This is a genomic window from Marinobacter lacisalsi (assembly GCF_042651045.1).
Lineage (GTDB): Bacteria > Pseudomonadota > Gammaproteobacteria > Pseudomonadales > Oleiphilaceae > Marinobacter > Marinobacter lacisalsi.
The window spans coordinates 175323-188803 of record NZ_JBHSDI010000013.1; the positions used below are offsets into that span (position 1 = coordinate 175323).

Below are 13481 nucleotides of genomic sequence, written 5' to 3' on the forward strand. Positions count from 1 at the left end.
ACTCTTCTCGCCTCCGGATACATTCTGTTACATGGAATAACAAATCGCTTCAAAAGTTGGGGCCTGCTGTGCAAGAAATCACAGAGTTCCATGAGCAAAGGTTTAGACTCTAGCCATAAATGTAAAACGAATTTTACAAGTACCTTTGCAGGCCGGATATTATGATTACTCGCATCTTCCTCGCATTGCTGATATTGAACACGGTGGCTTTTGTCGTTCGTGCTGAGGCGGGCGAACGTGAAACCCTGCCGAATGAGATCTACACCGGGGATCCTCATGAGATTCAGGATCGCATGTCAGGCGATTTCATCTACGACGATGAAGATGCCCTGATGGACCTGGGGTCGCGGCTGTTGAGCTGGCGGCTGTCCAGTGCCCCTGAGCATCCCGGGCGCCGTTACGCGTCGGAGTCCGCCCAGGCCGATCACTCCGTTGCGCTGATCAACGAGGGTGCGGCACTCAACCTGCGCTGGAGATTCTGAGATCACCAGGTCTCCGCGCTGCATTTCCCCTTCTTTGCTGACGTTCTCCTGAATTTCCTCAATTGTCACTGCCCTGCCGACGTGGGATCATCATCTCATCTATACCGCAGCAGGGAGACTGATCAACACCATGTCGGACAGACCGGAAAGGTTCAGGGAAACGACCGCTGACGCCTGCGTCGATGGGATTATCCGGCGGGTAGGCAAGACCATAGTGCTGGGGTTGCCCCTGGGCCTGGGCAAGCCCGTCCGTCTCGTGAATGCGCTATATGAGCGGGCCCGTCAGGACCCGTCCATCGACCTCCATATCCTGACCGCCATCTCGATGCTGGCACCCCGGGGCAGCTCTTTCCTGGAACGACAGTTCCTTGATCCCTTCGTAAGACGGCTGTACGGCGATGTACCCGAACTTGCCTATGCCCGCGACGTCCTGGACAAGCGCCTGCCGCCGAATGTGAAAGTCTCCGAGTTTTTCTTCAAGGCCGGCAGTTTCCTCCATAATGAGGATCAGCAGCGCAACTACATCTGTACCAATTACACCCACGCGGTTCGAGACCTGGTGGCCCAGGGGGTCAATGTGATCTGTCAGATGGTGGCCCCCGAAAGGGAGCCCGACGGTGACCTGAGCCTGAGCTGCAACCCGGACCTGACCCTGGATCTGGTGCCGTTGCTGAGGCAGCAGGAAGCCGCCGGCCAAAAGGTTGCTGTTGTGAGTGAGCTGAACCGTAACCTGCCCTGGCTCGGTCATCACGCTGCGGTACCGGTATCCGATTTTGACCTGCTGCTGGAGCATCCCGATACCGACTACCCGCTGTTCCCGGTGCCCCAGGGGTCGATCAGCCCCGCAGATCACCTGATCGGTTTCTATGCCAGTAGCCTGCTGAAGGATGGCGGTACGCTGCAGGTGGGCATCGGCTCGCTGGGGGCTGCGGTGGTTCATAGCACGATTCTTCGTCACCATCACAACGATCAGTGGAACGCTCTCTACGAGCGACTACGGATTGCCAGCCGGTTCCCGTTCATTGCCAGAGAGGGCGACACCGGGACTTTCCGGGAAGGGCTGTATGGGTGTAGCGAGATGATGGTGGATGGCTTTATGCACCTGATGAAGGCCGGCATCCTCAAGCGTGAGGTTTACGACGACCTTGAAACCCAGGAAAGAGCAAATCGTGGCGAGTCGGTCAGCGAGTCCGGCGTGGTGATTCACGGAGGGTTCTATCTGGGGCCGGCTGATTTTTACCAGCAGCTGCGTGACCTGGACGAGCAGGAGCGGCGCCGGATCGCCATGACCAGTGTGAATTTCATCAACGACCTCTACGATCACCGGTTCGGCAGTCAACGGTTAAAGGCGGCCCAGCGACGGCATGCCCGTTTCATCAACTCGGCGATGATGCATACCCTCTCTGGCGCAGCGGTATCCGATGGGCTGGAGGATGGCCGCGTGGTCAGTGGCGTGGGTGGCCAGTACAATTTTGTAGCCATGGCCCACGACCTGCCGGAGGCTCGTTCCATCATCACCCTGCGCAGTACCCGCGAGAGCGGCGCAGAGACGGTTTCGAACATTGTCTTCAGTTATGGGCATTGCACTATTCCCCGCCATCTGAGGGATGTCGTGATCACTGAATACGGTGTGGCGGATCTGCGTGGCAAGTCGGATGAGGAGGTCTACCTGGCGCTGATTCGCATTGCCGACGCCCGTTTCCAACCCTCATTGCTCAAGCAGGCCCAGAAGGCCGGAAAGGTACGCAAGGATTTCAAACTGCCGCCCTCCTGGCGGGACAATACGCCGGCGCATGTCCGCGAGGTTCTTGGCTCGGTGGGAGAAGGGGAAGCCTTCCCGCCATTCCCGTTCGGCTGTGATCTGACCTCTGAGGAGCTGGTCCTGGCGAAGGCACTGCAGGGACTGAAGTCGGCGACAGCCGGAACCCGTGGTAAGCTGCGCACCTTCGCCAGGGCCATGAGAGCCAATGTCGGGCGCCCGGACCTGCAACCTTACCTGGAGCGCATGGGACTATTGTCCCGTAAAGGCCCTTCCGCCTGGCTTAACCGCCGGCTGCTGACGGTTGCCCTGGAGCAGTCCGGCGCCATCGAATCACCCGAAGAGTCTCGTCACTGATGCAACGACCAATGATCTACACCGTTCACTACCGCCTCAAGAACAAGGTCGGGGAGGTGGTGGACACGTCCGAAGGGGGAGAGCCGCTGCAGTTCCTTGAAGGCTCCGACAATGTCATCGAGGGCATCCAGAAGGCCGTCAAGGGGCGCTCGCCGGGCGATTGCCTGGAGGTTACCGTGCCGCCGGCCCTGGCCTATGGAGAGCATAACCCGGAGCTGGTGCGCAAGTTACCCCGGTCCGCGTTTGAAGGTGTGGAGAACCTGCAGGTAGGCATGAAATTCCAGACCAATACCGGGGATGAAGCCCAGGTGGTCCAGGTGGTGGGTATCGACGGCAACCTGATCCGGGTGGACGCTAACCATCCCCTGGCGGGTTTCACGCTCTACTTTGATCTGGAGATCATTTCCGCCCGGGAAGCCACTGATGATGAGGTGGCAGCAGGGGCGCCCCTGACACCGGCTTCCTGATGGCTGCGGCGCAGTCCCTCGACAATGACCTCCCGCACGCGGTTGCTCAGGTCGCGGGCGCTCTCGCCGGGTAATGGTGCCACCGGTTGATGCCAGGTCACCCGCACTTCCGGCGCTGGCGCCGCCAGCATACGTATCAGGTGATGGGTGAATTCGTCATCCCCGATAAACGGTGCTACATGGCACGGGTCATCTTCCCGCACGTAGGCAATACTGACCGGCACGATAGGGGCACCAGCTGCCGTGGCGGCACCGATCAGCCTCGGGAAAAACGGCAGCACCGTCAGGCCGGCAGACGTGGTGCCCTCCGGGAAAATCAAGACTGACTGGCCTGCTTCCAGGGTTTCCCTGATATCGTTGCGCCGCTGTGCCGCCTCGCCACCGCCACGGCGGATAAACAGCGTGCCTGCCTGGCGGGCCAGCCAGCCCACCAGTGGCCATCGCGCTACCTCGGCCTTGGACAGGAAGCGGGTTTGCGTCAGCCCGCCCAGCACCGGAATGTCACTCCATGAGATATGATTGCTTACCAGCAGGGCAGGGCTCCGGGGTGTGGGTCCTGTTTGCCGGATTCGCAGGCCCAGGCAGCGGTAACAGCACACGAAGCAGAGTTGTGCCAACCGGGTGCGGTCGTACCGGCGTCGGGTCACCCCTTCGGCCAGCAGGAACAGCAAGGCAACCAGGGCCGTCACGCTCAGCACAAGCATCAGCAGGGGCAATCTGAACGCCAGGCGCAATGCTGCCATGGTTTTCTCCGCAACAGGTTTTGGGGCAAGGTACCAACCACGCGTTTTGAGCGCTTTGCCCCCGTTTCAGGGCGCTACTCAGGGGCGCTGCTCCTGCGCATGAAATGCCGGCTATAGCGGGCCGACAGCTCACTGACCTCCAGCAATACCAGCACATCGGCACAGCGGAACTCCGGATCCCAGCATGGCTCCCCACATACCCGGGCGCCCAGGCGCATGTAGGCGCGGATGAGGGCAGGGATGTCCACCGGCCGGCCGGAGTCCGCCCGGGTCAGGTGGGGCAGTGAACGCCGTGGCCAGACCCGATCTTCACCAGAAGAAAGATACCGGTCCTGGAGGTGGCGGGCAATACGCCAGGCCTTCAGGCCACCATCAGACATGCTGATACTGGCGCATCCGATCACCCGGTCAACCCTGTGTTCGGTCAGCCAGGCTGCCAGGGTGGCCCAAAGCAGACCTATGGTGGCGCCAGTACGATAGTCCGGGTGTACACAGGTGCGGCCCAGTTCAGCCACCCGTCCGGGGCGGGACAGCAATTGCGAAAGATCAAACTCACTTTCGGAATAGAAGCCTCCGGTATGAACAATCTGGTCCTGTCGCAGAATCCGGGTAGTGGCTACCAGTTCGCCGGTGGTGCTGTCGGTCACCATCAGGTGATCGCACCATTGATCAAACGGATCGGCGTCCAGTCCGGGAATCTCGGCCCCCAGGTCCGAATCATATTCGGCGGAGAAAACGTCGTAGCGGAGTCTCTGGGCCTGCAAAACCAGTTCCGGGTCGCGGGTAACCTGGGTCAGCAGGCGTCGGGAAGCAGCAGCGCGTGCGGTTTGGGCGGTCATGGCAAACTCTCTTGTTGTCCATTTCAGGACAAGGTTATGAAGAGCCTGTGACACCCCCATGACTTCATAATGACGACTTGATGACCGTGCTGACGCGCTGATGCGTGGCGACGGGGCGAGAAGCTGCTATCTTTTGTGACTGAAGGTAACAGCGAGTGGCATCATGTATTTCCCGCGACAGTATGTATAATCAATGTTACAAGATTCGGGTAAGCTGCTGAGTTTGCTAAAGGCCAGTGAAGCCCGCGTTCCGGCCCCGGAGCCGGAACGGATGCAAGGCAAGGGTGCACCCGGAGACAGGGGCGCTCTCTGACGGATAACAACACAAATAGAGATGGACGGCGTGGAACAGACAAACGAAGGCTGGCGAATCCTCATTGTCGAGGACGATGAACGTTTGGCAGACCTCACAAGGGAATACCTTGAGAGCAACGGTCTGGTGGTCACTCACGAAAGCCACGGAGGTAATGCCGTTGAGCGTATCCGCAATGAACGGCCGGATCTCGTGGTGCTGGATCTGATGTTGCCGGGGGAGGATGGACTGTCCATCTGCCGGCGGGTTCGTCCATTCTACCAGGGCCCGATCATCATGCTTACGGCCCGTAGTGACGACCTGGACCAGGTGCTGGGTCTGGAAATGGGGGCGGATGACTATGTTGGCAAGCCCGTAAAGCCCCGGGTTCTGCTGGCCCGTATCAGGGCCCTGTTACGTCGTGCAGGCGGCCCCGCCGGGGCAGAGGGAGAGAGTGACAAAGAGTCCGGCGATGAACCTTCTAGGCTTCAGTTCAATGACCTTGTGGTGGACCGTTCCATGCGGGAAGCCTGGTTGGATGGCGAAAGCATTGACCTGACCAGCGCCGAATTCGACCTGCTCTGGCTGCTGGCCCGCAGCGCTGGCCGTGTGCTCAGCCGTGAGGAAATATTCACTGCCCTGCGAGGTATCGAGTACGATGGTCAGGACAGGTCTATTGACGTCAGGGTCTCCCGTATCCGTCCCAAGATTGGTGACGACCCGGTGCACCCGCGCCGGATCAAGACCGTTCGGAGTAAGGGCTACCTGTTCGTCAGGGAAGCCTGACCGACGACCGGGCAGTGTTAACGGGCAGTGATACTGCCCCTGTCAGGGCCGCTAATGCCTTTTACTTTTACGATCAAGTTATTCGCCCGTCTGGCCGGTCTCGCGGTGCTGATTACCCTTGTCTGCTCGCTGATCTGGTGGGGGTTGGCATCGGTACGTCACCAGGCATGGCAGGAGCAGCTTGCAGAGCCGTTGATGACATGGCTTGCCCGTACCCCTTCACCCGCACAGCAGTACCACTGGCTGTCTCCCCTTTATGATTTCCAGATTACCAACGCTAAGAGGCTCTCACTGGGCCCGGTGATCAGCGAGCGCCTGCACTATGGGCAGACGCCAGTGATTTCCGATCAGGTTGGTCCGCAGGCGTTGATCGCCAATGACTCCGGAAGCGTCCTTTCACTACGTTTGCGGGAACTATACCGTGGCATCGCCGAGGCCACTGCGTTAACGGTGCTGTGGCACCTGAATCAGGCCACGCCAGAGGACAGGGACGAGATGGCCCGTGTACTGGCGGAGGAACTCAACGTCACCCTGGAGGTGGTCGACCGCGCCGGACAGTTGCCACCACCGGAGGTGCTCGAGCGGGTCTCGGGGCAGAATATGGTGTTCTTCGGCGGCGAGCGGCAGGGGCAGGTCGTGCTCCGACTGGAAAATGGCTCGTTGATGCGGATGGCGATGCCGGCGGGTTTCCAGTCGCTGACCTGGCCGGTGGTTGCGCTGCTGGTCGCGCTGGCGGGACTGGTGCTGATGGTTGCCGTGCGCCTGCTGATGCGCGACCTGGAGCAGAACCTTAGAACCGTGGAGTCGGTGGCGGTCCGCATTTCCCGGGGCGAGCTGGAGGCCCGGGTTGAACCGGGGCAGGGCAACCTGGTGTCCCGGCTGTCCCGTTCCTTTAACGGTATGGCGGACCAGATCCAGCGCCTGGTGGAAGTGCAGCGGGAAATGATCCATGCGGTATCCCATGAATTGCGTACGCCGGTCGCCCGTATCCGTTTTGGCGTGCAGATGGTCGAGACGGCCAAAGACGAGCAGACTCTGCAGCGCCAGCTTGACGGCATCGATAATGACATCCAGGAGCTCGACGAGCTGATTGACGAGATACTTACCTATGCTCGCCTGGAGCAGGGAGGGCCAGTGTTCAGCCTGCGCCCTGACCGTGTCACGGACATCGTGCGTCAGGTAGTGGAAGAGCAGCAGGTGATCCATCCCGGGGCCAATATCGAGGCGGTGATTCCCGAGTCGTCCGAGGTGTTTTCCGAAAGCGATATCGAGCCCCGATACATGCACCGGGCCATACAGAACCTGGTGGGCAATGCCTGCCGTTACGCCCGTCGGGAGGTGAGGGTCCGTTGTCTTCTGGATCAGGAAAACTGCCGTATTGACGTTGAGGATGATGGTCCTGGCGTGCCGGAGCAGGACTGGGAGAAGGTGTTCAGCGCTTTTGCCCGGCTGGACGACAGTCGTACCAGAAACTCCGGTGGTTATGGCCTGGGGCTTTCCATCGTCCGTCGCATCCTGTTCTGGCACGGTGGTCAGTCGTTCGTGGGCCGCAGCGCGGAGCTCGGGGGGGCCCGCTTCAGCCTGGTATGGCCCCGCCGCCAGTAAGCCGGGCTCACTGGTCCCTTTGCGTGAAATGCCCTACAAAACCTTACAAAGGTATACCAAAGGACAACTGACGCTGTCGCTACGATCGCTAGTATGAGAGGTGTAAGGCAGGCTGGATTGGCCGCGATGTATGCAGTTCGGGTAAGCGCAGTCGATCTGCCAGAGTGTTGTCAGTACGAACTTTCCTTGTTTCATTCGTCATTGTACGGCCGGTCATCCCAGATGACCGGCTTTTTTTGTTGCGCACTTTCTTTTGCCGGAGCGGGTGGGGCCTGCCGCACCTCAGGTTCGCTGGAAGGCAATCAGATGGTCGGCTTCGACCCGCACGGGCACATGTTCCCCCAGCCGGAAATCGAGGTGGCTGCGGAACAGTGCCTCGAACTCTGTGTCGTCGGACAGGCGGAAGCGGTAAAGCGTTGATGTACCTGCGAAGGTCTTCTCGATGACTCTGGGCCTGAGGTCTGAGGCCGGGTCATGGACAATGTCATCCGGTCGGATAAGTACGTCCAGCAAGGTGCCCGCCCGCCACTGGCGGTTGCGTTTTCCCACCAGGCTGCCCAGTTCGGATTCGATGGTATCCGCCCCGCTGGCCTGCCCGGGAATAAACGCGCCCTGGCCCACGAAGCCCGCCACAAACCGGTTTGCCGGCTCGTGATAGAGATTGTAGGGAACGTCCCACTGCTGGATCTGACCATCCTTGAGCACAGCCACCTGATCACACATGGCGAAGGCTTCCTGCTGATCGTGGGTCACCAGCAGGGCGCTGATGCCCAGCTCCTTGAGAATATCCCGCACATCCAGGCTCAGGCGTCGGCGCAGGTCAGCATCCAGATTGGAAAAGGGTTCATCCAGCAGGATCAGCGTCGGTTCCGGTGCCAGCGCCCGCGCCAGGGCAACACGTTGTTGCTGACCGCCGGACAATTGGTGGGGATACTGGTCTGCCAGGTCCTGGAGATGGACCAGCTCCAGCAGTGAGGCGGTCTTGGTACGTTTTTCGCTGCGGCTCAGGCCCTTAAGGCCAAAGCCGACGTTCTCGGCAATGGTCAGATGAGGGAACAGGGCGTAGTCCTGGAATACCATGCCAATCCGACGCTGCTCGGGGGGCAGGGTAAAACCCGGTACACTGATGGCCTGGTCGTTGAGACGGATTTCGCCCTCGCTGACCGGCAGGAATCCGGCCAGGGCCCTCAGGATTGTGCTCTTGCCACAGCCGCTGGGGCCCAGCAGGCAGCCAATATCGCCATGGCCCAGGGCAAAGCGTACATCGGAGACCACGTTGCCGGACCCGTAGCCACAGCCCAGTGCCCTGACATCGAGAAGCCAGCTGTCGGGCGGCAGATTGGGTGGCGGCATGTCGCTACTCCGGTCAGGGTGAATGGCTGGCTATTGCTCCAGCTTTCCCAGAATCAGAAACTCCAGCAGAGCCTTCTGTGCGTGCAGCCGGTTTTCGGCCTCATCCCAGACTACCGAGCCGGGCTGGTCCAGCATGTCATCGGAAATTTCCTCGCCCCGGTGGGCCGGAAGGCAGTGCATGAACAGGGCATCCGGCGCGGCCAGGTCCATCAGTGCGGGGTTGACCTGGTAGGGGGCGAAGATCTTCCGGCGTTCCTCGGCTTCCTGTTCCTGACCCATGGATGCCCACACATCGGTGACAATCAGGTTTGCGCCGCGAGCCGCTTCCCGGGGATCGTCGAATACGGTAACGCAACTCTCGTGTGCGCTCAGCAGGTCGTTGTCCGGAGCGTAGCCTTCCGGACACGCTACATTCAGGTGGAAACCGAAAATGCGGGCCGCATTGATGTACGAATTGCACATATTATTGCCATCGCCCACCCAGGTCACTGTCGCGCCGGCGATGCTTCCCCGGTGTTCCCGGTAGGTCTGCATGTCTGCGAGCAGCTGGCAGGGGTGGAAGTCGTCCGTGAGCGCGTTGATCACCGGTACCCGTGATACCTGAGCAAACCGGTCTACCTTTTCGTGGGCGAAGGTGCGGATCATGACAGCGTCCACCATGCTCGAGATGACCCGTGCGGAGTCCTCGATGGGCTCACCCCGGCCAAGCTGGGTATCACGGGGGGACAGGAACATGGCGCTGCCGCCAAGCTGTGACATGCCGGCTTCGAAAGACACCCGGGTACGTGTTGACGACTTCTCGAATATCATTGCCAGCACCCGGTTGCCAAGGCTGTTACGGACCTTTCCGGCTTGCCACTCACGGCGCAGGAAACTGGCATGGTCCAGCAGGTCGCTCAGTTCATTGATAGTCAGGTCATTGAGTGTCAGAAAGTGTCTTGCAGCCATGGCGATGCCCGTTGTTTTCCCCCGGCCGACAGCAAATAGAAAATACGCCGGAATGCGGTTTTCGCACCGGCTGTACGGCCTTGATTGAGAAGCCCCCGGGAAAGCCCTGGCAGCGGACTGTCAGGATTTTCCGAGGGGCTCCCGAAGGTCCCTGAGGACGAAAAGCAACAAGTCTATAGGGTTCCCGGGGGGATGACAATCCAGTGTCCCGCATGTCGATATACCCGAGTATGTTGGTCGGGATTGGGGTTCCCGTGTACAATGACTCGTAGTCCGATACCGATTGCATGAGGTGAAATTGTGGATATCAATGAGCAGATCAAGAGCCAGCTGGAAGAGAATCCGATCATCATTTACATGAAGGGCACTCCCCAGGCGCCCCAGTGCGGTTTTTCTTCCCGCACCGTCCAGGCGCTGATGGCTTGCGGTGAGCGGTTTGCGTTCGTGAACATCCTGGACAATCAGGAGCTGCGCGAGGGCCTCAAGACCTACTCCAACTGGCCGACCTATCCCCAGCTGTACATCAATGGGGAATTGGTAGGTGGTTGTGACATCGTGCTGGAAATGTCTGAATCCGGCGAGCTGGCCGAGATGGTCAAGGCAGCCGCCAAGGAGCAGGAAGCCTGATTCCTGGCCTGTCATGAACGAAAAAGCGCCCTCCGGGGCGCTTTTTTTTTGCGAGACTGGATGACCCGCTCAGGCCTGCTTGCGAAGTGTGCCTACCACCGCATCCAGGGCCCGGTCGATCAGGGCGCCCTGTTCCAGCACTGTCAGCCGCCCACGGCGCATCTCGTGGGCGAGGTCGACACGGGTCTTCTCAATGACTTTCAGGCCCATGCGGTTGACGAAGACAAAACAGTCGGCCTCGTCAATAATGGCGGAGAGTTTGCAGCGGAAGCTGGACCCGTTGACCAGGCGGAACTCCACCCACTGGCCGACGTTGATTGCATCGATGTCGGACAGGTATTCAGCGACCCCGGCCTCCAGTGGCTCTTCGGGCTCGACGGCTTCTTCCAACACCGGTTGTTCGGGTTCCATATCGTCGGGTTCCCTGGCCTCTGCGAGGGCGAGATTACGGAATGCTTCGGTCAGTTCGTGCTTGAGCTGCGCCATCATCTCGTCAAGACGGGAGGAATTGTAGGAGACCTCCTCCAGACCCGCACGCAGGGCCTTGAGCAGGCGTGGCACTACCCGCACCCACTGGTCCCGTTCGTCGTCGTCCAGATGCGGGTGCAGGCACCAGATGAGGTCGTCCACCACGCGGACCGACTGCTCCCAGCGGTGTTCCACGTCGTTGCGCAGGTAGGCCAGGAACATCACCCGGCTCCAGCCGTTCACCAGGATATCGTGAATGGCAGGCGGCACGGGGCGCCGGGCCAGCTTCTCTTTGAGCAGATGGTCCACCGTGTCCTGAGCTTTCTGTGACTTGATGCGGCCACGCTCGGATTCGCGAGTACGCTGTTCCACCAGGGAGGCCTTGCGGTTCTCCCGGGTCAGGAACTGGTCGAATTCTTCGCCCAGCGTCTCGAACAGCTGAATATCGCCATCGAACTCATCCAGGATCCGGGCAACGATGTTGTGGATCTGCTCGTAAAGTTTGTCGCGGGACTTCTCGTCTGCATTACTCCAGCCGATTCCGGCCCGGGCCAGGGAATTGAGGAGTTTTCTGGCGGGATGATTGGCGCGGCTGAAGAACGACTTGTCCTTGATGACCACTTTCAGAATGGGAATCTGAAGCCGGCTGATCAGAACCTGGATTGGTGCTGACAGGTTGTAGTCGTCAAGGATGAACTCGAACAGCATGGAGACGAGGTTGATGAGATCCTCGTCCATTTCCTGAAGGGCAGGTTGCTTGCCATCTTCCGGTTCATGGGTCTCAAGGACATGCTCAATCAGGTCGCGCAGGTCTACAGTAACCGGCTCACCGGCACTCAGGTTGTCCTGGGCGGCATTCTGCCGGGCGGTGTTGGCGGAGGCCTGAGATAACATGTGTAGCAGTTCCGCACCGCCGACAATATGAATTTCGGTGCCGCCATGACCATGGCTGCTGCCATAATGGCTGGTGCTGTAGCTGCGGTGGCCACGCTGCTCAGCCAGCAGCTGGCGGATCTGCTGGAACAGGGCGTCATTCTCCCTGACCTGATAGCTTTCCTGAGCTTCCGCGGCGTGACTGCCAGCCGTATTCTGGCTGGAGGAGGCCGGGATTTCCGAACTCTCTTGGCGGTTTTTGCCATGGTAGCGGAAGTTGGGCACGATGCCCGCCTGGATGAGGATGCGGTTGGCCTCATCCATCAGCATGCCGAGGTTGGCCACGACATAGCGGTCAAACTGCTTGAGGACAATCAGCCGTTCGCGAATCTGGATCTCGAAGGCGCCGGCGGCCTCGGCAAAGGCGCGACAGATGTAGTCCGGCAGCAGCGGGTTGACCGGGCGTTCTTCGGAAGCGCTGGGGTAGATAACCGTGAATCGTGTCTGTAGTTGCAGCAGCGGCCCCTGGAAATAGGAGCGGGCCTTGGAAATCATTGCACTCAGGGCGACCTGTTCTTCCAGATCGTCGTCCTGTACCAGAGAAAGGCTCTCGGGCGAAGCCGTCTCCTGGTTCTGAAGCTGGTCCTGGGATTGCTGGTCGGCATCTGCCAGGGGTGGGTGATTGAACAGAGCTCCCACCGAATGCTGGAACTGCTTCTCGACGCCCTTGCGCTTGATGCGAATCTCCCGCATTGCCTCAAAGTAGCGGTTTTGTTCGTTATTGCTGCGGGCGTTGTTGGCCAGCTCAAACAGGGAGTCGTCGACAGCATCGAACGCTCCCTGCAGCAGATCGCCCAGCCCAGCTACCACCGTGTCCCTGATGCGGGTGACCTCCGGAGGAACTGATACCGGCGACCCTGCACCCGGGCGGTCGTGCAGGTAATGTATGCCGGATTGTCTGTTCATGGCTGACTCCTGATACGCCTCAACCGGATACTTTACCGAGCTTACTCTGGATTGGTTCTTTATACGCGTAATCTATCGCAAAAGATGCCAGGGTTACACGATTAATTATTGTTAATTGGGTGGTCAGTTACAATAAGACATCCAAAGATGTGGGCTCGTCATCCCTGACAAACAGGCCGGCCCTAATGGGTCGGCCTGTTTCCAGAGGTTGGATTGGCAGGTTTAACTGATGTATTGCGGCCCTATACCCATACTCCAGATGACAACGCTGATCGCGAGCAGGCCGACGAACATCACCAGGCCAACCGTCAGCACGGATGAGGCGAACATGAAGCCCCTCTCTTCAGGAATTTTCATGAGTATTGGCAGCCCTTCATAGAGCAGGTAGACCGCATAGGCAATGGCCGCCGTACCCACTGCCATATTGACCCAGATATTGGGATAGACGGCGATAACGCCCAGCAGAAAAATCGGTGTTGCCGTATAGGCAGCCAGCGTGACGCCTCTTGGTGTGTTTTCCCTGACATCATAGGTGGCAGCAAAGAAGTCAATGAACTTGCCGATGATGAATACGCCCACAAGCATTGCGATATAGGCCAGGGCGCATAACTGCAGGGCGCTGGCAGTAGTCAGTTTTATCAGTTGACTGCCGCCCACCTGCCAGCCCACCTGGGTGGTGCCGTAAAAGGCTGCAGCGGTGGGAATCAATGCGAGTAACAGGATATGACCGAAATACAACTTGCTGACGGACTCGGATTCCTCGCGAATCGCTTTCCATTCTTCGTCGGGGTGTGTGAACAAACCCACGGTATGTGAAAGGCTCATGGACCTTCTCCTCTGGCGTTACCTTTATTGTTGTTGGATGCGGCAAACGAGTCGCACACTGACAGTCTTGGGCAGAGGAGCTGGTCCGGTC

General features: G+C 59.4%; 12 protein-coding genes. 6 read left to right on the forward strand and 6 right to left on the reverse strand.

Annotation, left to right across the window (positions count from 1 at the left end):
- Positions 1-161 precede the first annotated feature (161 nt).
- The 3 genes from ACFOZ5_RS10785 (at position 162) to ACFOZ5_RS10795 (ending at position 3065) form a co-directional block, all read left to right on the forward strand.
- Positions 162-482, forward strand: coding sequence for a hypothetical protein (locus tag ACFOZ5_RS10785; protein WP_379887108.1), 321 nt, complete (start codon positions 162-164; stop codon positions 480-482).
- Positions 483-612: 130 nt separating this feature from the next.
- On the forward strand, positions 613-2598 hold the full coding sequence (locus tag ACFOZ5_RS10790; protein ID WP_379887110.1) for an acetyl-CoA hydrolase/transferase C-terminal domain-containing protein: 1986 nt from the start codon (positions 613-615) through the stop codon (positions 2596-2598).
- The gene (locus tag ACFOZ5_RS10795) at positions 2598-3065 is read left to right on the forward strand and encodes an FKBP-type peptidyl-prolyl cis-trans isomerase (protein WP_379887112.1); all 468 of its coding nucleotides are present in this window, start codon (positions 2598-2600) and stop codon (positions 3063-3065) included. Before ACFOZ5_RS10790 ends, ACFOZ5_RS10795 begins: the two co-directional genes overlap by 1 nt.
- Here the strand turns inward: ACFOZ5_RS10795 and ACFOZ5_RS10800 are convergent.
- A complete protein-coding gene (locus ACFOZ5_RS10800) occupies positions 2981-3808 on the reverse strand; it encodes a lysophospholipid acyltransferase family protein (protein WP_379887114.1) in 828 nt (275 codons plus the stop codon). The genes ACFOZ5_RS10795 and ACFOZ5_RS10800 overlap by 85 nt on opposite strands.
- A gap of 74 nt (positions 3809-3882) precedes the next feature.
- Positions 3883-4647 (reverse strand): GNAT family N-acetyltransferase, encoded by a 765-nt coding sequence (locus tag ACFOZ5_RS10805; protein WP_379887116.1) that lies wholly within the window; start codon positions 4645-4647, stop codon positions 3883-3885.
- A gap of 334 nt (positions 4648-4981) precedes the next feature.
- On the opposite strand from ACFOZ5_RS10805, the gene ACFOZ5_RS10810 reads away from it, so the two are divergent.
- Positions 4982-5725, forward strand: coding sequence for a response regulator (locus ACFOZ5_RS10810; protein WP_379887118.1), 744 nt, complete (start codon positions 4982-4984; stop codon positions 5723-5725).
- 54 nt (positions 5726-5779) lie between these two features.
- Complete coding sequence (locus ACFOZ5_RS10815) at positions 5780-7330, forward strand: ATP-binding protein (RefSeq protein WP_379887121.1); 1551 nt, start codon at positions 5780-5782, stop codon at positions 7328-7330.
- 282 nt (positions 7331-7612) lie between these two features.
- On the opposite strand, the gene ACFOZ5_RS10820 is transcribed toward ACFOZ5_RS10815, so the two are convergent.
- Positions 7613-8683: an ABC transporter ATP-binding protein gene (locus ACFOZ5_RS10820; protein ID WP_379887123.1), complete on the reverse strand. Its 1071-nt coding sequence runs from the start codon at positions 8681-8683 to the stop codon at positions 7613-7615.
- Positions 8684-8713: 30 nt separating this feature from the next.
- Entirely contained in the window at positions 8714-9631 is a 918-nt protein-coding gene (gene argF / locus ACFOZ5_RS10825) for an ornithine carbamoyltransferase (RefSeq protein ID WP_379887125.1), read from the reverse strand.
- A 300-nt stretch (positions 9632-9931) separates the two neighbouring features.
- Between argF and grxD the strand changes: the two genes are divergently transcribed.
- Complete coding sequence (grxD, locus tag ACFOZ5_RS10830; RefSeq protein WP_379887127.1) at positions 9932-10258, forward strand: Grx4 family monothiol glutaredoxin; 327 nt, start codon at positions 9932-9934, stop codon at positions 10256-10258.
- A 69-nt stretch (positions 10259-10327) separates the two neighbouring features.
- Here grxD and ACFOZ5_RS10835 read toward each other — a convergent pair whose 3' ends face one another.
- Together ACFOZ5_RS10835 and ACFOZ5_RS10840 are read right to left on the reverse strand one after the other, a co-directional pair.
- Positions 10328-12565: a DUF1631 domain-containing protein gene (locus tag ACFOZ5_RS10835; protein ID WP_379887129.1), complete on the reverse strand. Its 2238-nt coding sequence runs from the start codon at positions 12563-12565 to the stop codon at positions 10328-10330.
- 222 nt (positions 12566-12787) lie between these two features.
- On the reverse strand, positions 12788-13390 hold the full coding sequence (locus tag ACFOZ5_RS10840; RefSeq protein ID WP_379887131.1) for a Yip1 family protein: 603 nt from the start codon (positions 13388-13390) through the stop codon (positions 12788-12790).
- Positions 13391-13481 lie beyond the last annotated feature (91 nt).

What these genes read in the sequence shown, in the direction of transcription:
- ACFOZ5_RS10785 (WP_379887108.1), top strand. Translation starts at nt 162, where the DNA reads ATGATTACTCGCATCTTCCTCGCATTGCTGATATTGAACACGGTGGCT.
- ACFOZ5_RS10790 (WP_379887110.1), top strand. Translation starts at nt 613, where the DNA reads ATGTCGGACAGACCGGAAAGGTTCAGGGAAACGACCGCTGACGCCTGC.
- ACFOZ5_RS10795 (WP_379887112.1), top strand. Translation starts at nt 2,598, where the DNA reads ATGCAACGACCAATGATCTACACCGTTCACTACCGCCTCAAGAACAAG.
- ACFOZ5_RS10800 (WP_379887114.1), bottom strand. Translation starts at nt 3,808, where the DNA reads ATGGCAGCATTGCGCCTGGCGTTCAGATTGCCCCTGCTGATGCTTGTG.
- ACFOZ5_RS10805 (WP_379887116.1), bottom strand. Translation starts at nt 4,647, where the DNA reads ATGACCGCCCAAACCGCACGCGCTGCTGCTTCCCGACGCCTGCTGACC.
- ACFOZ5_RS10810 (WP_379887118.1), top strand. Translation starts at nt 4,982, where the DNA reads ATGGACGGCGTGGAACAGACAAACGAAGGCTGGCGAATCCTCATTGTC.
- ACFOZ5_RS10815 (WP_379887121.1), top strand. Translation starts at nt 5,780, where the DNA reads ATGCCTTTTACTTTTACGATCAAGTTATTCGCCCGTCTGGCCGGTCTC.
- ACFOZ5_RS10820 (WP_379887123.1), bottom strand. Translation starts at nt 8,683, where the DNA reads ATGCCGCCACCCAATCTGCCGCCCGACAGCTGGCTTCTCGATGTCAGG.
- argF (WP_379887125.1), bottom strand. Translation starts at nt 9,631, where the DNA reads ATGGCTGCAAGACACTTTCTGACACTCAATGACCTGACTATCAATGAA.
- ACFOZ5_RS10835 (WP_379887129.1), bottom strand. Translation starts at nt 12,565, where the DNA reads ATGAACAGACAATCCGGCATACATTACCTGCACGACCGCCCGGGTGCA.
- ACFOZ5_RS10840 (WP_379887131.1), bottom strand. Translation starts at nt 13,390, where the DNA reads ATGAGCCTTTCACATACCGTGGGTTTGTTCACACACCCCGACGAAGAA.